Source organism: Nesterenkonia lutea, assembly GCF_014873955.1.
Classification (GTDB): domain Bacteria; phylum Actinomycetota; class Actinomycetes; order Actinomycetales; family Micrococcaceae; genus Nesterenkonia; species Nesterenkonia lutea.
Genome location: NZ_JADBED010000001.1, coordinates 646,489 through 669,656 on the forward strand (window position 1 = coordinate 646,489; position 23,168 = coordinate 669,656).

At 68.0% G+C, this 23,168-nt stretch carries 18 protein-coding genes, 1 tRNA gene and 1 pseudogene; 9 read left to right on the forward strand and 11 right to left on the reverse strand.

The window, feature by feature from the left end; translation table 11 throughout:
• Nucleotides 1-34: 34 nt before the first annotated feature.
• The gene (locus H4W27_RS03000) at nucleotides 35-1,267 is read right to left on the reverse strand and encodes an IS30 family transposase (protein WP_449867019.1); all 1,233 of its coding nucleotides are present in this window, start codon (nucleotides 1,265-1,267) and stop codon (nucleotides 35-37) included.
• A gap of 269 nt (nucleotides 1,268-1,536) precedes the next feature.
• Here H4W27_RS03000 and H4W27_RS03005 point away from each other — a divergent pair, with 269 nt between their 5' ends.
• The 4 genes from H4W27_RS03005 to H4W27_RS03020 all read left to right on the forward strand — a co-directional run bounded on the left by H4W27_RS03005 (nucleotide 1,537) and on the right by H4W27_RS03020 (nucleotide 5,538).
• Nucleotides 1,537-2,589, forward strand: coding sequence for a TatD family hydrolase (locus tag H4W27_RS03005; RefSeq protein WP_318782103.1), 1,053 nt, complete (start codon nucleotides 1,537-1,539; stop codon nucleotides 2,587-2,589).
• The gene (gene rsmA, locus H4W27_RS03010) at nucleotides 2,586-3,506 is read left to right on the forward strand and encodes a 16S rRNA (adenine(1518)-N(6)/adenine(1519)-N(6))-dimethyltransferase RsmA (protein ID WP_192594622.1); all 921 of its coding nucleotides are present in this window, start codon (nucleotides 2,586-2,588) and stop codon (nucleotides 3,504-3,506) included. Before H4W27_RS03005 ends, rsmA begins: the two co-directional genes overlap by 4 nt.
• A 9-nt stretch (nucleotides 3,507-3,515) precedes the next feature.
• Nucleotides 3,516-4,517: a 4-(cytidine 5'-diphospho)-2-C-methyl-D-erythritol kinase gene (locus H4W27_RS03015; protein ID WP_192594623.1), complete on the forward strand. Its 1,002-nt coding sequence runs from the start codon at nucleotides 3,516-3,518 to the stop codon at nucleotides 4,515-4,517.
• A gap of 103 nt (nucleotides 4,518-4,620) precedes the next feature.
• Nucleotides 4,621-5,538, forward strand: a complete 918-nt coding sequence (locus H4W27_RS03020; RefSeq protein WP_318782105.1) for a DMT family transporter — start codon at nucleotides 4,621-4,623, stop codon at nucleotides 5,536-5,538.
• Here H4W27_RS03020 and H4W27_RS03025 read toward each other — a convergent pair.
• Nucleotides 5,535-7,358 carry an ABC-F family ATP-binding cassette domain-containing protein gene (locus H4W27_RS03025; protein ID WP_192594624.1) on the reverse strand — a complete coding sequence of 608 codons (1,824 nt, stop codon included), beginning with the start codon at nucleotides 7,356-7,358 and terminating at the stop codon, nucleotides 5,535-5,537. The two genes, H4W27_RS03020 and H4W27_RS03025, sit on opposite strands and share 4 nt — an antisense overlap.
• Nucleotides 7,359-7,511: 153 nt before the next feature.
• Here H4W27_RS03025 and H4W27_RS03030 point away from each other — a divergent pair.
• From H4W27_RS03030 to H4W27_RS03040, 3 genes are all read left to right on the forward strand, one after another.
• Nucleotides 7,512-7,583: transfer RNA gene (locus H4W27_RS03030), tRNA-Gln, on the forward strand.
• 77 nt (nucleotides 7,584-7,660) lie between these two features.
• On the forward strand, nucleotides 7,661-9,235 hold the full coding sequence (gene glmU / locus H4W27_RS03035) for a bifunctional UDP-N-acetylglucosamine diphosphorylase/glucosamine-1-phosphate N-acetyltransferase GlmU (protein WP_192596390.1): 1,575 nt from the start codon (nucleotides 7,661-7,663) through the stop codon (nucleotides 9,233-9,235).
• Nucleotides 9,236-9,288: 53 nt separating this feature from the next.
• Nucleotides 9,289-10,269: a ribose-phosphate diphosphokinase gene (locus tag H4W27_RS03040; protein WP_192594625.1), complete on the forward strand. Its 981-nt coding sequence runs from the start codon at nucleotides 9,289-9,291 to the stop codon at nucleotides 10,267-10,269.
• A gap of 21 nt (nucleotides 10,270-10,290) precedes the next feature.
• Here the strand turns inward: H4W27_RS03040 and H4W27_RS03045 are convergent, their stop codons facing one another.
• From H4W27_RS03045 to H4W27_RS03070, 6 genes are all read right to left on the reverse strand, one after another.
• On the reverse strand, nucleotides 10,291-10,926 hold the full coding sequence (locus tag H4W27_RS03045) for a TetR/AcrR family transcriptional regulator (protein WP_318782107.1): 636 nt from the start codon (nucleotides 10,924-10,926) through the stop codon (nucleotides 10,291-10,293).
• 62 nt (nucleotides 10,927-10,988) lie between these two features.
• Nucleotides 10,989-11,960 (reverse strand): phosphotriesterase family protein, encoded by a 972-nt coding sequence (locus H4W27_RS03050; protein ID WP_192594627.1) that lies wholly within the window; start codon nucleotides 11,958-11,960, stop codon nucleotides 10,989-10,991.
• Nucleotides 11,961-11,969: 9 nt separating this feature from the next.
• The gene (locus H4W27_RS03055) at nucleotides 11,970-13,001 is read right to left on the reverse strand and encodes a DctP family TRAP transporter solute-binding subunit (protein WP_192594628.1); all 1,032 of its coding nucleotides are present in this window, start codon (nucleotides 12,999-13,001) and stop codon (nucleotides 11,970-11,972) included.
• A 14-nt stretch (nucleotides 13,002-13,015) separates the two neighbouring features.
• The gene (locus H4W27_RS03060) at nucleotides 13,016-13,921 is read right to left on the reverse strand and encodes a shikimate dehydrogenase (RefSeq protein ID WP_192594629.1); all 906 of its coding nucleotides are present in this window, start codon (nucleotides 13,919-13,921) and stop codon (nucleotides 13,016-13,018) included.
• Nucleotides 13,918-15,192 carry a TRAP transporter large permease gene (locus H4W27_RS03065; protein ID WP_192594630.1) on the reverse strand — a complete coding sequence of 425 codons (1,275 nt, stop codon included), beginning with the start codon at nucleotides 15,190-15,192 and terminating at the stop codon, nucleotides 13,918-13,920. Before H4W27_RS03065 ends, H4W27_RS03060 begins: the two co-directional genes overlap by 4 nt.
• Complete coding sequence (locus H4W27_RS03070; RefSeq protein ID WP_192594631.1) at nucleotides 15,189-15,743, reverse strand: TRAP transporter small permease; 555 nt, start codon at nucleotides 15,741-15,743, stop codon at nucleotides 15,189-15,191. Before H4W27_RS03070 ends, H4W27_RS03065 begins: the two co-directional genes overlap by 4 nt.
• A 220-nt stretch (nucleotides 15,744-15,963) precedes the next feature.
• On the opposite strand from H4W27_RS03070, the gene H4W27_RS03075 reads away from it, so the two are divergent.
• The gene (locus tag H4W27_RS03075; protein ID WP_192594632.1) at nucleotides 15,964-17,481 is read left to right on the forward strand and encodes a dihydrolipoyl dehydrogenase family protein; all 1,518 of its coding nucleotides are present in this window, start codon (nucleotides 15,964-15,966) and stop codon (nucleotides 17,479-17,481) included.
• Between the two features lie 683 nt (nucleotides 17,482-18,164).
• Here H4W27_RS03075 and H4W27_RS03080 read toward each other — a convergent pair.
• The 3 genes and pseudogenes from H4W27_RS03080 to H4W27_RS03090 form a co-directional block, all read right to left on the reverse strand.
• Nucleotides 18,165-19,145, reverse strand: a pseudogene (locus H4W27_RS03080) (IS481 family transposase); the annotation flags it as partial.
• Nucleotides 19,146-19,258: 113 nt separating this feature from the next.
• Nucleotides 19,259-20,146 carry a sodium/glutamate symporter gene (locus tag H4W27_RS03085; protein WP_192594633.1) on the reverse strand — a complete coding sequence of 296 codons (888 nt, stop codon included), beginning with the start codon at nucleotides 20,144-20,146 and terminating at the stop codon, nucleotides 19,259-19,261.
• Between the two features lie 197 nt (nucleotides 20,147-20,343).
• Nucleotides 20,344-22,140, reverse strand: a complete 1,797-nt coding sequence (locus H4W27_RS03090) for a sugar phosphate isomerase/epimerase and 4-hydroxyphenylpyruvate domain-containing protein (protein ID WP_192594634.1) — start codon at nucleotides 22,138-22,140, stop codon at nucleotides 20,344-20,346.
• 104 nt (nucleotides 22,141-22,244) lie between these two features.
• On the opposite strand from H4W27_RS03090, the gene H4W27_RS03095 reads away from it, so the two are divergent.
• Entirely contained in the window at nucleotides 22,245-23,075 is an 831-nt protein-coding gene (locus H4W27_RS03095) for an IclR family transcriptional regulator domain-containing protein (protein WP_192594635.1), read from the forward strand.
• The last annotated feature ends 93 nt before the right edge of the window (nucleotides 23,076-23,168 follow it).

Genomic DNA, 23,168 nt, shown 5'->3' on the forward strand with positions numbered 1-23,168 from the left:
CGGATTCAAGCAGTCGTTGCAACAAACGGGTGTTCTAACTGGTGGTGAGTAAGTCTCTCATCGCTTCTGCTGGGGTCCGCCACTGCAGGGTCATCCTCGGTCGTCCGTTGAGCAGCCCCGCCACATGTTCGAGGTCCTCAGGCCCGTGCGCTGAGAGATCTGAGCCCTTCGGGAAGAACTGACGCAGCAGCCCGTTGGTGTTCTCGTTGGTCCCGCGCTGCCAGGGCGAGGCCGGGTCGCAGAAATAGATCGCAAGATCCGCAGCCACGCTGACCTGCTGATGCGCGGCCATCTCTGAGCCCTGATCCCAGGTCAGTGAACCCCGCAGGTGCCCCGGCAGAGACTTCATCCGCTCGGTCAACGCGTCGGCGACCGCGGCAGCGTTATGACCCTGCGGAAGGTGGCAGAGCATCGTGAACCGGGTGCGCCGCTCCACCAGGGTCGCGATCGCAGAACGATTCGACGCTCCCATGATCAGATCACCCTCCCAGTGACCGGGCACCGCTCGGTCCTCGATCTGCGCAGGACGCTCTGAGATCATGATCATCTCGTCACCGAGGACCCGGGGTCGGCGCTGCTGGCCCTGAGGTTTGCGCCGGGCCCTTCCGGTGCGCAGAGCGGCTTGGACTTCCTTCTTCAGTCCGCCTCGGGCCTGGAAGTACAGCGCCTGGTAGAGCGTCTCGTGGCTCACCCTCATCTCCTGATCCTGGGGGAAATCCTCCACCAGTCTCTTACTGATCTGGGCAGGAGACCACCGCAGCAACAGCTTCTGCTGCACCCACCGGCGCAGTTGGGTCTCTGCCACCAATTTGGACGCCTTGGGTCGGGCCCTGCGTTCAGAGGCGGCCCGGTGCGCCCCGTAGGGCAGGTAGCGGTGATCGCGGCCGCTGTTGCGGGCCAGCTCCCTGGTGATCGTGGAGCGGGCCCGGCCCAGTTCCCGTGCGATCTGGGCGGCAGAACATCCATGGTTCCTCAGATCCAGGATCTTCTCGCGTTCCGGCAGAGATAGGAACCTGTCGCAGACCTTCTCTTCGGGGGCGTGGTCAGCAGCAACTCTCATCACCGTCTTAGAGCGCTTTGGCCTCGTGTTGTATTCACGATCCCATTTCCGCGCCGAGGACTCCGCGGCCCCGGCAGCGACTGCGGCTTCAGCAATGCTGACGCCTTGGAGTCGCTGCCGGTGGAACTCGTTCTTGCCCGGATGCTTCGGGCCGCCCCGGGCCCGGCTGCGGTCCACTCCTGCGGCCTTGGCCCAGAGTCGCAGCATTTCCCGGCTGATCCCGGTTTCTCGGGCGACCCGGGTGAGGTTCGGGTTCCGGTTCAGCTGGTCGAGGACCTGATCTTTGAACCAGGGCGGGTATCCCTGCCCGATCTTGGGCCGGGAGTGCTGTGGTGATGGCACTGGCAGCTCCTGAATCTCAGGCTGTTGCAACCACCACTAGAACCCGCCTGCCCGTTGGAGCGATCATTCCGCCGTTTTCCGCCCAATCGATGGGGGGACGTGGGGGAGGGGGTGGGGCGATACAGTTGGTCACCGTGAGTGAAGAGCAGCGAAGCCCTACAGGTGCCGAGTCCAGCCCGTCCGTGGTGGCCGGAGAGATTCCGTGCGCCTATCGTCCGGCGCCCCCCGAGAAGGACGACGACGCCGCCCGCTCGGCTCCCAGCGCCGGCACGCCCTCCGCGGGGGCCGCCGGGAGAGATGCACCCTCCGGGCCCGCGCGGGATCAGGCCGAGGAGAAGTCCGGGAAGAAGCGGCGCCTGCAGTACCCGCCGGCCCCAGAGGCCCTGCCGGTGCCCGTCATCGACAATCACGCCCACCTCGACTTCCGCGACGGCGAGGTCAGCGTCACCGTGGAGCAGGCGCTGGACGCCGCCCAGGCCGTGGGCGTGGTCGGCGCGCTGTGCGTGGGCTATGACGTGGACTCCTCGGCGTTCTCCGTGGACGCCGCCGGGAAGGATCCGCGGCTGAAGGCCGCTGTGGCGCTGCACCCGAACGACGCCCCGGAGCTCGCCGCCCGCGGGGAGTACGACTCCGCCTTCGCCCGCATCACCGAGCTGGCCCGCGACGAGCAGGTGGTCGCCATCGGCGAGACCGGACTGGACTTCTTCCGCACCGGGGAGGAGGGAGTCGCCGCGCAGAGACGCAGCTTCGAAGATCACATCGCGCTCGCCGTCGAGACCGGCCTCGCCATGCAGATCCACGATCGTGACGCCCATGCCGAGGTGGTGCAGGTCCTCGACGACGCGCCCGCCCTCCCGCGCGCCGTCGTCTTCCACTGCTTCTCCGGGGACGCCGAGCTGGCCCGCATCTGCAACGTCAACGGCTGGTACATGTCCTTCGCCGGCACCGTCACCTTCAAGAACGCGAAGCACCTGCGCGAGGCGCTCGCGGTCGCAGATCCGCAGCTGATCCTCGTCGAGACCGACACTCCCTTCCTGACCCCACACCCCTACCGTGGACAGCCCAACGCGCCCTATCTGATCCCGCAGACGCTGCGGCTGATGGCCGAGGTGCGCGAGGCCCGGCTGGAATCGCTGTGCCAGCAGGTCATGTTCAACACCACCCAGGCCTACGGGAGCTGGACATGAACGATCGCCCCGCGCCGGCGCAGCTGCTCTCCGCGTCCCATATCCGCGCCCTGGCCGATCAGCTCGGCGTGCGCCCCACCAAGCAGTGGGGCCAGAACTTCGTGATCGACCCCAACACCATCCGCCGGATCGTCGGGCTGGCCGATCTCGACGGCACCGAGCACGTCCTCGAGGTCGGGCCCGGGCTGGGCTCCCTCACCCTGGGTCTGCTCGACGAGTCCGCGCTGGTCAGCGCCGTGGAGATCGACCCCAAGCTCGCTGGACAGCTGGCCGAGACGGTGCGACAGTTCCGCCCGGATCTCGCCGAGAACCTGCGTGTGATGGAACAGGACGCGCTGAAGCTCACTCCTGAGTCCTTCGCCGGGATCGGTGACGGCAACGGGCCCGAGGTGCTGGTGGCGAACCTGCCCTACAACGTCGCCGTGCCCGTCGTGCTGCACCTGCTGCAGATCCTGCCCTCGCTGCAGAAGGGCCTGGTCATGGTGCAGGACGAGGTCGCGGACCGGCTGGTCGCGGGACCCGGCTCGAAGATCTACGGTGTGCCCAGTGTGAAGGCCGCCTGGGACACGCGGATGCGCAAGGCCGGAGTGGTCGGCACGCGCGTGTTCTGGCCGGCGCCGCGGATCTCCTCCGGGCTGGTCCGCTTCGACCGGCGTCCCGTGGCCTCGGAGGAGGTCACCCGTGAGGAGGTCTTCGCGGTGATCGACGCCGCCTTCGCCCAGCGCCGCAAGACCCTGCGTGCCTGCCTGGCCGGCATCGCCGGCTCCGCGACACATGCCGAGACCGTGCTCCGCGCCGCCGGGGTGGACCCCTCGGCCCGCGGGGAGACCCTGGACATCTCGGCCTACACCGGCATCGCCGCCGCCCTGCGGGACACCCCCGTTGATGCAGACCCGCATGTCAGTGGGGAGCAGTAGGGTCGAGATATGCGCGACAGTGAATTCTTCGGACATGTCACGGCTGCGGCCCCCGGCAAGATCAACGTCAGCCTGCGCGTGGGCCCGCTGCGCGAGGACGGCTATCACGATGTCGCCACGCTGTACCTGGCGGTCTCCCTCTACGAGGAGGTCACAGCCGCCCGGCGCGAGGACAGCGCGATCACGGTCAGCTTGTCCGAGCGCTCGGCCTTCACCGAGGTCCAGACGCAGGATCCGGAGACCGGCGAGCTGGTGACCGCCGCCATCCCGCTGGACGAGCGCAATCTGGTGCACCGGGCGGCGTCGAAGCTGCGCGAACGCCTGGGCATCACTGATGGTGTGGATCTGACCATCACCAAGAACGTCCCGGTGGCCGGGGGCATGGGCGGGGGCTCCGCGGATGCCGCGGCTGCTCTGGTGGCCTGCTCCGCGCTGTGGGAGGCCGGCCTCTCCAAGGAGCAGCTGGCCGAGATCGGCGCCGAGCTCGGAGCCGATGTGCCCTTCGCCATGCTCGGCGGCGCCGCCGTGGGTCAAGGCGTGGGGGACGAGCTCTCCCCACTGCTCACCCGCGGAGAGCTGCACCTGGTCATCGTTCCGGCCAACACCGGGCTCTCCACCCCCAGCATCTACGCCAAGCTCGACGAGATGCGCGCCGCAGCGGGCATCACGGCAGAAGAGCCGGACCTGGACCCGGACCTGGTGCGGGCCGTGTGTGCGGCCGACGCCGAGCTGGTCGCCTCCCTCATGGCCAATGACCTTCAGGCCCCGGCCGTGGCGAAGCTGCCCACGCTCGAGGACATGATGGACATCGGCATGATCGAAGGGGCCCTGCAGGGGATGGTCTCCGGCTCCGGTCCGACTGTGGTGTTCCTGGCCCGGGACGCGGAGTCGGCGCACCAGCTCGCCACCAGCCTGGAGGAGCGGACCGAGGTCTGGGCGATCCCGGTCACCGGCCCCGCCCACGGAGCGCGCCTGGTCAACGGCCGGGAGAACGGCCGCGACCACCACTGAGCCGGCACCACCGACGGCTCACCACTGAGCCGGCACGGCCGAAGGCCCACCACTGAGCCGGCACCGCTGGGCATAGAGTGACGTCATCGATACGACACAGACAGTGACCGCGTCCAAGAACCCGACGACGCCGCGCCCGGCGGGTCTCCTCTGGGGCGCCCTCGGCGTCCTCGCCTTCTCCTTCACGGTGCCCTTCACCCGCGTGGCCGTGGAGTCCTTCTCCCCGCTGTTCATCGGCTCCGGCCGCGCCGTGGTGGCCGCACTCCTGGCCACGCTGGCGCTGGCGCTGACCCGGCAGAGGTTTCCCCGCCGGCGGCAGTGGGCCCGGCTCGCCGTGGTGGCCGGTGGGATCGTGGCGGGATTCCCGCTGCTGACCTCCTATGCGCTGACCACCGCGCCGGCCAGCCACGGTGCCGTGGTGATCGCGGTGCTGCCCGCAGCCACCGCTGTGGTCGCCGTCGTCCGTGGCCGGGAGCGACCGTCCACGATGTTCTGGGCGATGGCCCTGCTGGGCGCCGTCGTCGCGGTGGGCTTCGCCGCCGTCGAGGGCGGGGGCATCACCGGGGTGACGCTTTCGGACGGACTGCTCTTCGCCGCCGTCGTCGCGGCCGCCTTCGGCTACGCCGAGGGAGGACTGCTCTCCCGTGAGCTGGGCGCCTGGCAGACCATCTCCTGGGCGCTGGTGCTGGCCGCGCCGGTCATGATCGTGCTGACCCTGGTGTCCATCGCTGAGCAGCCCCCGCAGGGCAGCCCCATCCATTGGGCGGCCTTCGGATATCTGGCCGTGATCAGCATGTTCCTGGGATTCTTCGCCTGGTACCGCGGACTCGCCATCGGCCCGATGGCACAGGTCAGCCAGGTTCAGCTGATCCAGCCGGTGCTGAGTCTGCTCTGGGCCGCACTCCTGCTCGGAGAGGGGCTGACCTGGGCCACAGTCCTGGGCGGTGTGGCCGTGGTGCTCTGCGCCGGGGTCGCCGTGCGGACCCGGCTCAAGCCCCAGCTGAACGCCGCCTCCGGCTAGCTCACCTGCTCGTAGAGCTCCACCCAGCGCTCCTCGAGCTTGGCGTTGTCGCCCTGCAGCCGCTGCACGTCCGCGCTGAGCTTGCCCAGACCCTCCGAGTCGGTCGGGTCATGATCGGCCATCTGGCGCTGCTTCTTCTCGATCTGCGTGGTCAGCTTCTGCATCTTGCGCTCCAGCGCGCCGACCTCCTTGCGCAGTTCGCGCTCCTCGGCGCTGGAGAGGCCTGCCGGAGCGGGGAAGGACTTCTTCGCGGCGGCGGCGGCCGATTTCCCGCCCTTGCCGGAACCCTTCCCGGAGCCCTTGGCGTCAGCATCGGCGCCGCCGGAGGTCAGCCGCAGATACTCCTCCACGCCGCCGGGGACATGGCGGAACTTGCCGTCGAGGATCGCGTACTGCTGATCGGTCACCCGCTCCAGCAGGTACCGGTCGTGGGAGACGACCAGCAGCGTGCCCGGCCAGGAGTCCAGCAGGTCCTCCATGGCGGCGAGCATGTCGATGTCGAGATCGTTGGTGGGCTCATCGAGGATCATCACATTGGGTTCGGTGAGCAGCACGAGCAGCAGCTGCAGCCGCCGTCGCTGTCCGCCGGAGAGCTCGCCGACGCGGGCGGAGAGGTGTGCCGTGGAGAAGCCGAGGCGCTCCAGCAGCTGGGCCGGGGTGTGCTCCTTGCCGTCGACGACCACCTGGGTCTTCTCCCGGGCGAGCACCTCGCGCACGCGATCACCCTCGATGTCGGCCAGCTGGGAGAACTGCTGGTCCAGGGTGGCCAGGCGCACGGTCTTGCCCCGCTTTACCCGGCCGGCGTCGGGTTCCAGCTTCCCGGCGATGAGGTTCAGTAGCGTGGACTTGCCCGCGCCGTTCGCCCCCAGGATGCCGGTGCGCTCTCCCGGCGCGATCCGCCAGGTGACATCGTTGAGGATCTGCTTCTCGCCGAAGCCGATGGACACGTCCAGGACGTCGACCACGTCCTTGCCCAGCCGGGCGGTGGCCATCTTCTTCAGCTCGATGGGATTGCGCGGAGGAGGGACATCGGCGATCAGCTCATTGGCGGCGTCGATGCGGAACTTCGGCTTCGTGCTGCGTGCGGGCGCGCCGCGGCGCAGCCAGGCCAGCTCCTTCTTCATCAGGTTCTGCCGCTTGGCCTCCACGGCCGCGGACTGGCGGTCACGCTCCACGCGCTGGAGCACATAGGCCGCGTAGCCGCCGTCGAAGGGCTCCACGACCCGGTCGTGGACCTCCCAGGTGGTGGTGCTGATCTCGTCGAGGAACCAGCGATCGTGAGTGACCACGAGCAGCCCGCCGGAGGTGCGCGGCCAGCGGCGGTTCAGGTGGTTCGCCAGCCAGGAGATGCCCTGGACGTCCAGGTGGTTGGTGGGCTCGTCCAGGGCGATGATGTCCCATTCGCCGACCAGCAGCTTTGCCAGGGCCACGCGGCGGCGCTGACCGCCGGAGAGCTCCGAGATCCGGGCCTCCCAAGGGATGTCGCTGACCAGCCCGGAGATGACGTCGCGGATCTTCGGGTCCGAGGCCCACTCGTGGTCGTCCGCGTCACCGACGATCGAGTAGCCCACAGTGTGGTCGAGATCAAGGTCATCGGACTGGTCCAGCACGCCGAACTGCACGCCTTTGCGCCGGGTCACCTTCCCCGAGTCGGGTTCCAGGCGTCCGGTGAGCATGCCCAGCAGAGAAGATTTGCCGTCGCCGTTGCGACCGACGACGCCGACCCGGTCGCCTTCATTGACGCCGATCGTCACCGAATCGAAGACAGTGCGGGTGGGGAATTCAAGGTGTAGGGCTTCGGCCCCGAGAAGATGTGCCACCCATCCAGGGTAATGCCCCGGTTCGGGCGCCAGTTCCATCGGAGGGTCACCTGTGGTTTCATCTCGTGAGTGCGCGCATGCGAAGATGGACCAGCGCGTGGCCGGGAACTGTTGTGCTTGGACGTCCGAGCACCGAGGCCCCGGACGTCGCACTCCGCCTTGGTGTAATGGCAGCACGCCAGCCTTTGGAGCTGTGCAGTCTAGGTTCGAATCCTAGAGGCGGAACGGCACTCATCTGTACAGCCGGGCCCATCCACACCGGAGGGGTCCAAGAACCGCTTCGAGGAGCAGCCTTCGTGACCATGCCCCAGGCAGAGCAGCACATCCCATCCCCGCACCCGGCAGCCGAGAGCGCTGCGCCCGGGAGCGCCGCGCGTCCGACCGCGGTGATCGTCCTCGCCGCAGGCGCCGGGACCCGGATGAAGTCGGCCACGCCGAAGATCATGCATCCCATGGGAGGCGTCTCGATGATCGGGCATGCGCTGGCCGCGGCGAAGGGCCTGGACCCGCACCATCTGGTCGCCGTCGTGCGCCACCAGCGCGAGAAGGTGGCCGCCCACATCAGCCAGCTCGAGCCCGCGGCCGTCATCGCCGATCAGGACGAGGTCCCCGGCACCGGACGCGCCGTGCAGGCCGGACTGCAGGCGCTCACCGCCGCGGGTGCTCCCGCCGAGACCGGCACCGTCGTCGTCACCTATGGTGACGTGCCGCTGCTGACCTCGCCGATGCTCGCCGAGCTGGTGAGCACCCACGAGGCCGGCGGCCATGCCGTCACCGTGCTCTCCGCCGTGCTGTCCGACGCCGCGGGCTACGGCCGCATCCTGCGCAGCCGGGACAACCCGCAGGACGTGCTCGGGATCGTGGAGCACAAGGACGCCACCGACGAGCAGCGCAGCATCACCGAGATCAACTCCGGGATCTACGCCTTCGACGCCGCAGTGCTCAACCGCGCGCTGGCCCAGGTCACCACCGAGAACGCGCAGGGCGAGATGTACCTCACCGATGTCCTCTCCATCGCCCGCGCCGAGGGCGGCAGGGTCTCCGCCGTGGTGACCGAGGACCGCTGGCAGGTGGAGGGCGCCAATGATCGGGTGCAGCTGCAGGCGCTGGGCGCCGAGCTGAACCGGCGCAATGTGGAGCGGGCCATGCGCGCCGGCACCACGGTCATCGACCCGGCCACGACCTGGATCGACTCCACTGTGACCCTGGAGGAGGACACCACGATCCTCCCGGGCACCCAGCTCCACGGGGCCACCCACATCGGCCGCGATGCCGTTGTCGGCCCGGACACCACGCTGACCGATGTGATCGTCGGCAAGGCCGCCACGGTCACCCGGGTCCACGGCTCGGGCGCGCAGATCGGCGACGGGGCCAGCGCGGGACCGTTCACCTACCTGCGCCCCGGCACCGTCCTGGGCGAAGAGGGCAAGATCGGCGCGTTCTACGAGACCAAGAACGTCGAGATCGGCCGCGGCAGCAAGCTGAGCCACCTGGGCTACGCCGGGGACGCCACGATCGGCGAGTTCACCAACATCGGCTGCGGCAACATCACCGCCAACTACGACGGCGAGAACAAGCACCGGACCGTCATCGGCTCCCACGTCCGCACCAGCTCCAACACCGTCTTCGTCGCCCCGGTGGCGGTCGGTGACGGCGCCTACACCGGAGCCGGCGCCGTGGTGCGCAAGGACGTGCCGGCAGGGGCCCTCGCGCTGTCGATCGCTCCGCAGCGGAACGCCGAGGGCTGGGTGCAGGCCAAGCGGCCCGGATCCTCAGCGGCCGACGCCGCCCGGGCCAGTGACGCCCGGGCCGGCGACGCTGGGGAGTCCGACGGGCGGAGCGCGCACGCCCAGCAGAACACCAAGAACTCCGACTAACGTTTCACCAGGCACGAACCCACCAGCAACGCCGGCGAGAGGCAAGAACACCCATGGACGAAATCAGGCTGAGCGGGGAAAAGACCCTGGTACTGGCCTCCGGGCGGGCACACCCGGAGCTGGCAGCAGAGATCGCCGAGGAGCTCGGCACCGAGCTGCTGCCGATGAGCGCCTACGACTTCGCCAACGGGGAGCTCTACGTCCGCTCCTCCGAATCGGTCCGCGGCAAGGACATCTTCCTGCTGCAGTCCCATCCGGCGCCGCTGAACAACTGGCTCATGGAGCAGCTCATCATGGTGGACTCGATGAAGCGAGCCTCCGCCAAACGGATCACCGTGGTCTCCCCGTTCTACCCCTACGCCCGCCAGGACAAGAAGGGCCGCGGCCGTGAGCCGATCTCCGCCCGACTGGTGGCCGACCTCTATAAGGCGGCCGGCGCGGACCGGATCATGAGCGTGGACCTGCACACCGCGCAGATCCAGGGCTTCTTCGACGGACCCGTGGACCATCTCTTCGCGGTGCCGCTGCTGGCCGAGCACATCCGCAGCCGGGTCACCGAGGATGAGATCACCGTGGTCTCCCCGGACACCGGACGTGTCCGTGTCGCCGAGCAGTGGGCCGAGCGTCTGGGCGGGGCTCCGCTGGCCTTCGTGCACAAGACCCGCGACGTCACCCAGCCGAACAAGGCCGCATCCAAGCAGGTCGTCGGTCATGTGGAGGGACGCACCTGTGTGCTCATCGACGACATGATCGACACCGGCGGCACCATCTCCGGCGCCGTGAAGGTGCTCAAGGACGCCGGCGCGAAGGACGTCATCATCGCCGCCACGCACGCCGTGCTCTCCGAGCCGGCCTCCGAACGCCTCGCGAACTGCGGTGCGCGGGAGATCGTGGTGACCAACACCCTGCCGATCCCCGAGGAGAAGCGCTTCGAAGCTCTCACGGTGCTCTCGATCGCCCCGATCCTTGCGCGGGCGATCAAGGAGGTCTTCACCGACGGCTCGGTGACCTCCCTCTTCGACGGCCACGCCTGAGGGGCGCGACAGAGGGCAGCGTTACGGCCGGGTGGCCCAGGAGACGACGACGTCGCCGATGAAGCGCCGCATCCGGTCCTGGCGCGGCTCCGTGGTGAAGTCCGGGTCGAAGAGGTAGCTGAACGTGTAGCGGTTGGCGACCTGGAAGACGCAGTAGGAGCTGATCAGCAGGTGCAGGTCCAGCGCGTTGACCTCGTCGCGGAAGACGCCCTGCTTCTTGCCCTGGACGATGATGCCGTCGAGGATCGTCACCGCCGGCCTGCCCAGATCGCTGAGTGATTCCAGCTTGCGGATGTACTGGCCGCGGTGGATGTTCTCGATCGAGACCAGCCGGATGAAGGCAGTGTTCCGCAGGTGGTGCTCGTAGGTGAGCTCGGCGAGCTGGCGCAGCGCATCGATCGGATTCAGCTCATCGACTTCCAGCGTCTGCTCCGCCTTGCGGATTCCGCGATACGCGTTGTCCAGGACAGCGAGATAGAGCTGTTCCTTGCCGCCGAAATAGTAGTAGATCATCCGCTTCGTGGTGCGCGTGCGGCGGGCGATCTCATCGATGCGGGCCCCGGAGTATCCGTCATCGGCGAAGACCTCTGTGGCCACGGCGAGCACCTCGGCGCGGGTGCGCACGGCGTCGCGCTGACGGGGCGGCGTCTGGGTCACAGTATTCTCCTCTGGGTTCGCCGCGAGAGTATCAGATACCCCCTCAGCCAGGCTCTGCGGTCTCATGCCCCTGTCAGGAGGCGTCTTGGGTTCTCCACCAGCAGCTGGTGCTCCAGCGCAGCATCGACACCCAGGGCGCGCAGCCTCGGCAGGATCCGCCGGTGCAGATGGTCCATGCTCCACTGTGGTGCATGAGCGGCGCGCCAGGAGGGAGGAGTGATGCGGCTGAACACCGCGGCGTCGTGGGAGAGCAGAAGCCTGTCCTGGTAGCCGAGCTCCAGCAGCGCCAGCAGCATGCGGATCCGATCCTCGTCGGAGCCGGTGTGGCTCATCCCGAAGCGGTCGAAGCCCAGGAAGGATCCCGCGTCGGCGAGTTCGCGCAGGTAGCTCAGGTCTGTGGAATCTCCGCTGTGCCCGATGACCACCCGTTCCAGATCGACGCCGAGCTCGCCCAGCAGACGCTGCTGGTCCAGCCCGCCGCGGGAGGCAGGATCGGAGTGTGTGGTGATCGGGACGCCGGTGCTCCGGTGGGCGTGTGCGGCGGCGGTGAAGACGTGGGCCACGTCCGTGGTGATGCCGGCACGGTCCGAACAGACCTTCAGCATGGCTGCGCGCAGGTCGGTGCCGGCGATGCCCTGCTGAATGTCGCGGAGAAACAGCTCCACCAGCGGATCGGGACCCTCCACCAGGCGGCCGGGCCCGTTGAGCCGGAAGAAGTGTGGCAGCACGTCGCTGGTGTACCAGCCGGTGGACACCAGGATGCGGACCGAGGTGCGGCGGGCCAGCTCAGCGACCCGCCGCACGTCTCGTCCCAGACCGGGGACGGTGAGGTCCACGATCGTGTCCACGCCCAGCTCTGCCAGTCCCTGCAGCTGCGTCTCGGCCCTGGCCATGACGGCGGCCTCGTCCCACTCGGGGTGGGGGAGGTCGCGATCCAGCTGCGGGTCGCTGACGATCAGATGTTCGTGCACCAGAGTGGTGCCCAGCTCGGCGCCGGGCACCTCTCCGGTCAGCGTGGGGATCATGCTGGACATGGGGTCAGATCACTCGCTGGTGGAGCGGATGGCCTCGAAGGTCGCCAGCGAGTCACCCTCGAGGGCCTCTTCGAGGTTGGCCACGGTCTGCTCCTGGAATGCCTCGACGTCGACATCGTCGTTGACCTCCCACTCACCGCCGTCGCGCCATTCGGCCAGAGTCTCCTCCTCGTCGGTGGCGACGCAGTCGGTCACCTCGGTCACGGCGGATTCCACGGCGCTGTTCAGCGCCTCCTGCTGGTCCTCGTCGAGCTCGTTCCACCGCTCCGACATGATCACCAGGTTGGTGTTCAGCTGGTGCGAGCTGAGGTTGAGGTAGTCCTGGACCTCGTTGAGGTTCTCCGACTCGATGTTGGTGATCGGGTTCTCCTGGCCGTCCACAGCACCCTGCTGCAGCGACAGGTAGAGCTCCTCATAGGCGACCTCCACCGCGTCGGCACCCATGGCCTCGGCGTTCATCAGGAACTGCGGTGACCCGGGGAAGCGGATCTGCATGCCCGACAGATCCTCGGGGGAGCTGATGGGCTCGTTCGAGGTGAAGTGGCGAGCGCCTGCGGACCAGGCGCCGAGGGTCTGGATGCCGGCGGACTCGGCGAAGTCGTCGACGACCTGCTGTCCCTCCTCGCTCTCCATGAAGCGGGCGAGGTGATCGGCGTCGTCGAAGGCGTAGGCGGCGTCGAGCACGCTGATCGGCTCGTAGACCGCGCCCAGGGCCGAGGCGCCCTGGATGTCGATGTCCACGTCGCCGGAGGCCACCGAGGCGATCCGGTCGGCGTCGCCGCCGAGCTGGCTGGAGCCGTAGATCTCGATGGTGAGTCCGACGTCGGCGGCCTCGACCTCTTCCTTGATCACATCGGCGCCGCAGCGGGCCTGGGGCTGATCATCGTTGTAGCTGTGCGCCAGGGTCAGCTCCACAGACTCGCCGCCACCGCCGCCGTCACCGCTGGCCTCCTCGTCGCCTCCGCCGCAGGCGGTGAGGCCCAGGATGGGAAGTGCCGCGAGGACTGCGGCCTTGCTCAGGGTGTTGTATCGCTTGGACATGATGGGTGTTCCTTTCATCGGTGCAACGCTGCACGCGGGTGTGGTGATTCAGCTTCGATCAGGGCATTGAGGTCATCGAGCATGGCCCGGCGGTCCGCGGTCTCGCCGGTGAAGATCTCGAAGGCGTCGGCGGCCTGGTGCATGGCCATGCCGAGCCCCGAGACGGTGCGGCAGCCACGTTCCTCGGCTGCGCGGAGCAGCACCGTGTCCACCGGTCGGTAGACCACATCGGCCACCCAGTGCTGCGGCTGCAGCAGGTCGGTGTCGAAGGGCGAGCCGGGGTGATGCGCCATGCCGAAGGGAGTGGCGTTGACCACGCCGTCGGCACGTTCCATGAGCTGGGGCAGGTGCTCGGGTTGAGCCTGCTCAGCGGTGAAGCCATGCGTGGTGTGCAGGCTGTGAATCAGGGAGGCGCTCTTGTCGAGGTCCACGTCCACCAGGCTCAGACTCGTGACCCCGCGCATGACCAGCGCATGCGCCACGGCCGAGCCGGCGCCGCCGGAGCCGACCAGCACCACGTCTCCGCAGGCGGTTTCGCCCAGGCCGTCGTCGATGCAGGCCTGGAAGCCGGTGACATCGGTGTTGTGGCCGAGCGTGCCGCCGTCGTCGCCGAACACGACGGTGTTGACCGCGCCGATCATGGCGGCGGAGGGGGCCAGGTCATCGAGCAGCGGCAGGACGGACTGCTTCGCCGGGAAGGTGATGTTCAACCCGTTGAAGCCCAGGCGTCGGGCCATCTGCAGCAGCTGCCCGAGCTCTTGGTCGCTGTCCTGGCCGCCGGCGAACTCGATGCTGCGGTAGATGTAGCGCATCCCGTGCCGGGAGCCTTCGAGCTCATGCATGGGCGGAGTCAGCGAGGGTCCCACGCCGTGGCCGATCAGCCCGGCGAGGATGCTGCGTCCGGTGTCGGTGCTTCTCACAGTCCGAGCACCTCCGGGAAGAACATCAGCGCGTCGGGGAAGATGATCACGAGCAGGAGCACGATCACCGCCGGCATCGCGAACGGCAGGGCTCCCTTGAAGACCTCTCCCACGCGGGTCTCGGAGACCGAGGCGGTCACGAACAGCGCCGTGCCCACCGGCGGGGTGAGCAGGCCGATCATCAGCGAGATGATCAGCACCACGCCGAGCACGATCGGGTCGATCTGGTACTGCAGCGCGATGGGCAGCAGGATCGGCACCACGAGCACCAGGATGGCGGTGGCGTCGATGACCGTGCCCAGGATGAGCATCAGCAGTGCGACCAGCAGCAGGAAGACCAGCGGGCTCTCGGTCAGGCCCAGCAGCGTCTCGGTGAGCAGCTGAGGCAGCCGCTCCAGCGCCATGATGTGTCCGAGCAGAGCGGCGGAGGCCACGATCAGCATGATCGCACCGGTGGTGATCGCGGTCTCGCGGACCGCTGCGAGGAAGCCCTTCCAGGACAGCGAGCGCTGGATCAGCGCGATCAGCAGGACCCAGAAGACGGCGACGGCGGCCGCTTCCGTGGGGGTGAACAGTCCGCCGAGGATGCCGCCCAGGATGATCACCGGAGTCACGGCCGGAAGCAGGACGCCCTTGGTGGACTCGAGCAGCTCCCGGCGGTCGAAGCGGCCGGCCTTGAGGTTCGGGTTGCGGCGGACCAGGATCCAGACCACCACGCAGAGCCCGAGGGCCATCAGCAGCGCCGGCACCACGGAGGCGGCGAAGAGCGCACCGGTGGAGGCCGCGGCGAGGCCGGCGTAGATGACTGCCGGGATGCTGGGCGGCATCACCGGGGCGATCAGTGAGGACGCGGCGGAGAGTCCGGTGGCGAAGCGGCGGGTGTAACCATTGCGCAGCATGGCAGGGATCTGCACCTTGCCCAGCGCGGCCGCATCGGCCACGGCCGAGCCGCTCATCCAGGAGAAGCCGACGCTGGCGCCGACGGTGACATAGCCGAGGTTGCCGCGGATCTTGGCCAGGGAGGCCATGGCGAAGCGGAAGAGCCGGTCGGCGAGGCCTGCGTGGTTGGCGAGCGTGCCGAGGAAGACGAACAGCGGCACGGCCAGCAGCGGGAAGCTCTGCACCGCGTTGGTGACCTGGCGCAGGCTCGTGCCGGAGGACTGGCCGTCGAGCAGCATGTAGACCAGGGAAGGTCCGAGGAACGCGAAGGCGACCGGCACCCGGAGCAGGAGCAGGAGGGCGATCGCGACGCCCAGGAGAATGAGAGTCACGAGTTGTCCTCCGTGGTGTCGGGCTTCAGTTCAGCGGCCTGCAGTTCAGCAAGGGGCATGATGGGGCCGTGCTTGGCGATCATCCACGCGGCGACCAGTGATCGGATGACCGTGCTGACCATTCCGGTGAGCACCGGGATGTAGACCAGCGCCATGGACATGCCCAGCACGGGGGAGCGCAGGGCTCCCTGGGTCTGGACCAGGCCCCAGGCCTCGTTGGTCAGGCCGATGGCGATCACGGCGACGATGAGCAGCGATCCCACCTGCACGGTGCGGATGAGCCGCGGCGCCGGGAGGGTGTCCACCACTTCGAGGGCGATGTGTCCGCGCAGGGTGATGAGCACACCGGCCACGGAGAAGGTCATCCAGGCCAGGCCGAAGCGGGAGATCTCACCGGTCCAGGCAATGCCCTCGAAGGGGGTGTAGCGCTGGGCGGCCTGGGTGAAGACGAGGACGAGGATCACGAGAAGCATCACGCCGGCGAAGCCGAGCTCGATGCGCGTGAGCAGGTCCACCACTCGGCGACTCAGGGGTTTCCTGGTGTTGATCACGGGGTTCCTTTGATCACGAAATAGTGGCGTGCGCCACAACGACTAGAACAAACGTACCGGTTCGTACATTAGGTGTCAAAGCTCACTCTCCCAGCGGCAGAACCCGCCTGTCTGCGGCTGTGGGGAAGCTTTTGCACGGTCCCGCATGTTGCACCGGACAGGCATCCAGGCGCGACCGTCTCACTCGACCGACTCACTCGACCGACTCACAGGAGCAGCTATGGAACCCCAGACCGACACAGGCGCCACCGGCAACACGGCCGACACGGCCGAAACAGCCGACACAGGCGACACGGTTGAGCAGCAGCGTCCGCAGGGCACGGAGTTCGACGTCATCGTGATCGGCGGGGGAGCCGTGGGTGAGAATGCCGCGAACGGGGCGGCCCAGGGCGGTCTGAGCGCGGTGGTCGTGGAGGCTGAGCTGGTGGGCGGGGAATGCTCCTACTGGGCATGCATTCCCTCGAAGGCGCTGCTGCGTTCCCCGCAGGTGCTGCGCAATGCCCGTCAGATGCCGGGAGCCGCGGAGGCCGTGACCGGAGTGCTCGACGTCGAGGCTGTGCTGGCCCGCCGTGATTCCTTCACCAGCGGCTGGAAGGATGACGGGCAGGAACAGTGGCTCGACGGCGCCGGGATCAGCCTGATCCGCGGCCATGGTCGGATCACCGCTCCCAGGCAGGTCACCGTCACCTCCTCCGCGGGGGAGCAGACCACGCTCACCGCGCGGCATGCCGTGACCATCGCGACCGGCTCGGTCCCGGTGATCGCCCCGATCGAGGGCCTGCGGCAGGCTCAGCCCTGGACCAGCCGTGAGGCCACCAGCGCCCACGCCATCCCGGCAAGCCTGGCGATCATCGGCGGCGGAGTCGTGGCCACGGAGATGGCCAGCGCCTACGCCGCGCTCGGCTCGCAGGTCACCCTCCTGGCCCGCAGCGGACTGCTCGGCGGTATGGAGCCCTTCGCGGGTGAACTCGTGGGCAGGGCCCTTCAGGACCAGGGCGTCACGCTGCGGCTGAACACGTCTCCAGAACGGGTCTCCCGCACGGCTGACGGGGTGCGGATCGAGACCTCTGCGGGGGATGCTGTCCTGACGCAGGAGGTGCTGGCCGCAACCGGGCGCTCACCGCGCACCGATGACCTGGGTCTGGAGACCATCGGCCTGGAGCCGGGGACCTGGATCGACACCGACGACACCATGCTGGTCCACGGGTTCGACTGGCTCTACGCCGTGGGGGACGTGACCCACCGGGTCCTGCTCACCCACCAGGGCAAGTATCAGGCCCGCGCGGCCGGGGATGTGATCGTGGCGCGGGCCAAGGGCGCGCCGGTGCAGGATCAGCCCTGGGGCGCCCATGTCGCCACGGCGGATCATGCCGCCGTGCCGCAGGTGGTCTTCAGCGACCCCGAGGTCGCCTCGGTGGGGCTCACCGCCCAGGCCGCCCGGGAGGCGGGCCACACCATCCGCGTGGTGGACTACGAGCTGGGCGACGTCGCCGGCACCGCGCTGAAGGCCGAGGCCTACGCCGGGACCGCACGCATGGTGGTCGACGAGGACCGGCAGGTCATCCTGGGCATGACCTTCGTCGGCTCCGGCGTCGGCGAACTGCTGCAGGCGGCCACGATCGCGGTCACCGCCGAGGTGCCGATCGGCCGACTCTGGCACGCGGTCCCGGCCTTCCCCACCGTGAGCGAGATCTGGCTGCGCCTCCTGGAGAGCTACGGCCGGCCACAACAAGGCTGAGCGGCGGATTCTCGTGACACCTGACCCCGAGAACCCAGCCAACTGGTCGGAGAATCCGCCCCTCAACGCGGGGCGGACCGCTCTGGATCCTCGTCGACCTTCGCGGGTGGGCCCGACCAGCGGCCGGAGCGCACACCTTTGAAGTAGATCCTGCCCAGCACCAGGGAGCCGATGAACAGCACGATCATCGGCACCAGAACGATGTAGACGCTGCCGGTGGCGACCATGAGCGGGACAGACAGGGCGGTGACCAGCCCGCCGCCGAAGAACGGCTCGAAGAACAGCTGCTTATAGCCGAACGCCTCCAGCGCGGGAGATTCGTCGTTCGGATCGGCCACCCGCAGCAGGACCAGTCCGGTGGCCGTGACTCCCATCGACTGGCCGAAGTCAGCGATGCCTCGCTCCAGCCAGAACTCCGGGATGATGCGCGGGGTGAGGACCACCAGCATGGTGGTGCAGAACAGGATCCCGGCGATGGAGAGGATCAGGAAGGTCTCCCAGTAGCTGGCGATGACGTCCAGCGAGATCGTCGCCAGTGCGGCCACGATCAGGATGTCCAGCGAGAGTCCCTGAATGCGCTTCATGGTCTCGTGATCCACCAGCCGGGTGTTGCCGGTGCGGTCCAGGACGACCTGGATGATCACTCCGCCGATCATCGCCAGCGGAAAGAGCGGGACATAGCTGTACTGACCTGACAGGTTAATCAATCTGGTGATGGGAGCCTTGTTCCCGCAGGCGGTGTGGGGCCGGTGATGATTATATTCGTGGAGCCATCCCGCAAGGTCATCCCGGCGCTGTGTCTCGCTGGTATAACAACGCGCATAACCCCACCCATCAGCCAGGGTGCGATGGAATCGTTCGATCTTGCCGTTGGTCTGTGGCCGGCGAGGCCGAGTCCGGCAGTGCCGGATGCCGAGTTCGATACATGTGTCTCGCCACAGGTGTGAGACGTAGGCCGAACCGTTGTCTGAGAGAACCCTTCGGGTGGTGACCCCGCGCTCGGCGAACCACGTCACGGCCCGTTTCAGCACCGCGGTGGCCGTGGCGGCGGTCTCGTCATCGTGGACCTCGGCGTAGGCCACCCGGGAGTGGTCATCGATCACCGTATGCACGAAGGCGTACCCCATTTTGGGGTTGCGATACTGATTCTTCGGCTTTCCCAGGGTCGCGGCCCGGTTCCGTCCACCCTGGGAGCGACCTACGAAGCGCCAGCCGCCGCCGTCGGGGATGTTGCCGAGCTTCTTGACATCTACGTGGAGCAGATCCCCGGGTGCAGCGTGTTCGTAGCGGCGAACGGGCTCACCGGTGGCCCGGTCCACATGGGCGAGCCGATGCAGCCCGCACCGAGTCAGCACCCGGTGAGCGGTCGAGGGAGCGACCCCGGTCGCGGCGGCGAGCTGGACCGGACCGACCCGCTTACGAAGCCGCAGCGACACGATCCGCTTCGTCACCGCAGGCGGGGTCTTTGCCGGCATGCGGTCTGGACGGCTGGAGCGATCGGCCATCGGCTCCCCGGCTGCGTACCGGTCCGCCCAGCGCTTCACGGTCGGCCAGGCGCATTGAAACCGTGCCGCGACTTCGGAGATCGGGACGCCTCGATCGATGACCAGCTGGGCGACCTTCAGGCGGTGACGCGGAGTCAGAGCAGCGTTAGCGTGGGACATGGGAGCCTCCTGTGCGTGAGCGGATACTTAGGCAGTTCCACTCCACCGCAGGAGGCTCTCTTTGTGCCAGGGTTCAGATCAGCGGATCACACAGAGTTAACCAACGTCCCCGGTCAGTACACATAGCCCAGCAGGGTGAGTCCCTCCTCCGACCAGGGCGACCCGGGCTGCCCCCACAGCTGATCCTCGACCCAGACCAGCCCTTCCAGGATGAGCCATCCGATGATGATGGCGAGCCCGACCACGGCCACGTGCAGGGTCAGCGGCTCGATCGAACCTGGCCGAGAGGTCATCCGGCCGGTGGAGACTCGCTCGTCGTCGCTGTAGAGCCCGCGCAGCTCGGCCTTCGACTGCTGGGAGATGCTCTTGATCACGCGAGTTCGCCCGGTGCGCACTCCCCAGTTGATGACTGAGATGCCGATGACGATCCCGAAGACGAGGCCCACGGTGGCGATCGCCAGGGCAAGGTCGGTGGCTTCAGGCATGCCCATGTCCTCGAAGGCCGGCTGCATGCCGGCCGCAGTGCCGTGGCCACCCTCGAAGGCGATCTCGATCAGCGCGCCGAAGACGGGATCGACGCCGAGCAGCGGGGAGAGCACCAGCAGCCCCAGCACGATGCCGACCACGTACTGGCCAGAGCCATAGGCCACCCCGATGGAGAGCTGCGGGCCGACCAGTTTGGCCACCCTGACCGGGGAGGGGATCCGTGATCCCAGAAAGAGGGTGGCGAAGACCACCGAGATCAGCAGGCCAGGCAGCTCGGCCCAGACCTCCACGATCCCACTGGTGAGCAGCCCGCCGTCCTCCAGCCAGGCCCAGCCGAGGGGCTCGCCGAGCCGCCCGATGACCTGCGGCCCGAGGAGAAGTCCGATGAACCCCGCGATGATCGCGCTGGGCAGCAGGAGTTTCTGGATGAACGAGACTTTGACGCGGACGTACTTGCCCAGAAGCATCACTGCTGCCAGCAGCACAATCGCGAACCCGACTACCTCTGGACTCATCGGAGACCCACTTTCCCAGATGGACCGCCGACGGCGGCTGCGCGTGTGGGGGAATAACACCACACTTCAGTCACTGGTTGCGAGGGTTGAGCACCCCTGCACCGCTGAGCGGCGGATCTTCGGGGCATCTGGGCCTGAAAACCGCCTCAACTGCTCGGGGATCCCTCCCTCAGCGTGAGGTGGGGGGGATTCGCCGCTCAGCGTGAGGTGGGGTGCGGATGGGGCCGGCGGCGCTGTGCGGCCAGGCGAACCGGCGCATTGGCGGCGCCGTAGCCGTCGTAGGTCCCCACGCGCTGGACCATCTCGATGAACAGTCCGCCGATGCTCGGCGTGTAGAAGTGGATGAACTCGCCCGCCTCATCGCGGTCGTAGAGCAGGTTGAGCTCCCTGAGCGTGGCCAGGTGCTCGGCCCCCAGGCCGAAGCGGGCCTGGACGTCCGCGTAGTAGTTCTCCGGGATCCTCAGGAAGTGCAGCCCTCGTTCATGCGCACTCTGGGCCAGTCCGACGATGTCGGTGCAGGTCACGGCGATGTGTCGCGGAGGCAGGGGGGCCGTGGGTGGGGCCAGGTTCAACGGAAGCCGGACCGTGCCGTCGTGCGTGCGCATCACCTGGCTGCGCACCAGTCCCTGCGGACTGGGCACGTTCTCCGGAGCCTGCGCGTCCAGACCCAGCACGCTGTGGAAGAAGAGCACGGTCTCTTCGAACTCGTGCCAGCGGTAGGAGAGGTTGATGTGATCCACGGCGTGGGAAGAGTCCACCGCCGGCTGGCCGCCATGGAACTCGCTGACCCAGGTGTCCTCCGCCGGTGCGTCGTTCCAATAGATCACCGTGCCGTCCGGGGCCCCGAGGGCCTTGAGTTCGTGGTCTCCGGCGTAGGTGCGCCGGAAGACGACCGGGGCGCCCAGGGCGGCTCCGCGGGCGAGGGCCTGCCCGGCGTCGTCGACCAGCAGGCCGATCGCAGAGAGATGCGGTTCGGGCTGCTGGCTCTGCTCGTTGAGGATGATCCGGGTGGAGCCCATGGTCCAGAGTCTGACCTGCTTGGTGCGGTGCTTGCCGCGGAAGGTGAAGCCGAGCTGGTTCAGCGTCTCGTCGGCCTGGCCCAGGTCGCTGCCGGTGATCTCCACGAAGTCCACGCTGCGCGGGGTCTGTGCCGCCGGGAGCCGATCGGTGCTCCAGTCATTGGCCGCCGAGGCGCGGTCGGCCAGCCAGGTCAGCGACCGCCGGGCGTGGGCCGCCGTGCCGGTGACATCTGTCTGGCGGAAGGTGTCGTTGAAGACCTCCAGCGAGAGCGGACCGGTGTATCCGGCCTTGAGCACATGGGTCAGGAAGCTGCTCAGATCGAAGGAGCCCTCGCCCGGGAAGAGCCGGTGATGCCGGCTCCAGGAGAGCACGTCCATGTCCAGCTGGGGAGCATCGGCGAGCTGGAGGAAGAAGATCTTCTCGCCGTCGATGTCCTCGATCTCAGCCGGGTCATGTCCGCGCGCCAGGATGTGGAAGCTGTCCAGGCAGGTGCCGAGATTCGGCCGGTCCGCCATCTGGACCAGCCGCCAGGCGTGCCGGTAATCGTTGACGTAGCGTCCCCAGGCCAGCGCCTCATAGGCGATGCGGATCCCATATTCGGCGGCGAGGTCCGCGAGTCTGCCGAGCTGGGCGGCGGCGGTGGCGTCGTCGTCGATGGTCGCAGTCCCGGCATTGCTGCACACCAGGATGGTCTCCGCCCCGAGCCGGTTCATCAGCGCGAACTTCGCCTCGGCGCGGTGCAGGTTCTCCGCGAGCAGCTCCTCGGACACGCCTTCGAAGTCGCGGAAGGGCTGGAAGAGGTCGATGCTGAGCCCGAGGCGCCGGCACAGCGCGCGGATCTCCTCGGGGGATTCATAGGAGACAGTCAGGTCCGCATCCATGATCTCCACTCCGTCGAAGCCGGCGTCCGCACAGGCGTGGAGCTTGTCGGTGAGGGTTCCGGAGAGGCAGACAGTCGCGATAGAGGTGCGCATGATCGCAATGTACCAAACATTACATTCCTCGCCCATGGCTGGTGCACCTTCAGCGATCCCTCGAGCGAACGGGGGCCGCGGGAGTGGGTCGGTAGGATCGGCTCATGGATCAGGATCAGCCGGGCCCGCCGGCCGTCAGTCGCAATGAGTTCGTGCGTTCGCTGTCCACCGGGCTCAAGGTCCTGGAGTCCTTCTCCGCCGTGGAGCCGAAGCTCACCCTCTCCGATGTGGCCCGCCGCAGCGACGTCAGCCGGGCCACCGCCAGGAGGATGCTGCTGACTCTGGTCCATGAGGGCTATGCCTACACCGATGGGCGCTTCTTCGAGCTGACCCCGAAGGTGCTGGGTCTGGGCCAGGGGTACTGGTCGGGGAGGGGCTGGCATGAGCTGCTGCAGCCTTCCCTCGGCGAGCTCTCCGGAAAGCTGGCCGAGTCCTGTTCGGCCGCCCTGCTGGTCGATGACGAGGTGATGTATGTCTGCCGCGTGCATACCCGGCGCATCATGCGCATCGACCTCGCCCTGGGCACCAAGCTGCCGGCCTTCGTGACCTCCATGGGACGGGTGCTGCTCTCCGCGCTGGATGATCGGACGCTCGAGGATCGGCTGCAGGCGACGTCCCGCACCGCCTTCACCGACCGCACCGTGACCGATCCGGTCCAGCTGCGGCAGATCATCACCCAGGTCCGCAGGGACGGCTACGCAGTGGTGGATGAAGAGCTGGAGGAGGGGCTGCGGTCAGTGGCAGTGCCGGCGCGGGACAGCACCGGGAGGATCGTGCTCTCGCTGAACACCTCCATCTCCGCGGGCAAGGAGAGCGCCGCCGAATCGGTGGAGCGCACGCTGCCGCACCTGCTGCGCTGCGCCTCCGCCGTGGAGGACCTGATCCGCTCCCTGGGTGACGACGTCGCCCGGCTCACCGTTCCTCAGGGTCTCTAGAAGACTCCTGGCGCTCTGGAAAAACTCTCTCCGGCGGACTATGATCGGTGTACATAGCGCACAGATGTTTGCATAGCGAACATCACAGTGTTC

Excerpts from the sequence above, each read along its gene's own strand:
- glmU (WP_192596390.1), top strand. The coding sequence starts at position 7,661 with ATGCCCCAGGCAGAGCAGCACATCCCATCCCCGCACCCGGCAGCCGAG.
- H4W27_RS03040 (WP_192594625.1), top strand. The coding sequence starts at position 9,289 with ATGGACGAAATCAGGCTGAGCGGGGAAAAGACCCTGGTACTGGCCTCC.
- H4W27_RS03075 (WP_192594632.1), top strand. The coding sequence starts at position 15,964 with ATGGAACCCCAGACCGACACAGGCGCCACCGGCAACACGGCCGACACG.
- H4W27_RS03015 (WP_192594623.1), top strand. The coding sequence starts at position 3,516 with ATGCGCGACAGTGAATTCTTCGGACATGTCACGGCTGCGGCCCCCGGC.
- rsmA (WP_192594622.1), top strand. The coding sequence starts at position 2,586 with ATGAACGATCGCCCCGCGCCGGCGCAGCTGCTCTCCGCGTCCCATATC.
- H4W27_RS03085 (WP_192594633.1), bottom strand. The coding sequence starts at position 20,146 with ATGAGTCCAGAGGTAGTCGGGTTCGCGATTGTGCTGCTGGCAGCAGTG.
- H4W27_RS03055 (WP_192594628.1), bottom strand. The coding sequence starts at position 13,001 with ATGTCCAAGCGATACAACACCCTGAGCAAGGCCGCAGTCCTCGCGGCA.
- H4W27_RS03050 (WP_192594627.1), bottom strand. The coding sequence starts at position 11,960 with ATGTCCAGCATGATCCCCACGCTGACCGGAGAGGTGCCCGGCGCCGAG.
- H4W27_RS03095 (WP_192594635.1), top strand. The coding sequence starts at position 22,245 with ATGGATCAGGATCAGCCGGGCCCGCCGGCCGTCAGTCGCAATGAGTTC.
- H4W27_RS03090 (WP_192594634.1), bottom strand. The coding sequence starts at position 22,140 with ATGCGCACCTCTATCGCGACTGTCTGCCTCTCCGGAACCCTCACCGAC.
- H4W27_RS03000 (WP_449867019.1), bottom strand. The coding sequence starts at position 1,267 with ATGCTGCGACTCTGGGCCAAGGCCGCAGGAGTGGACCGCAGCCGGGCC.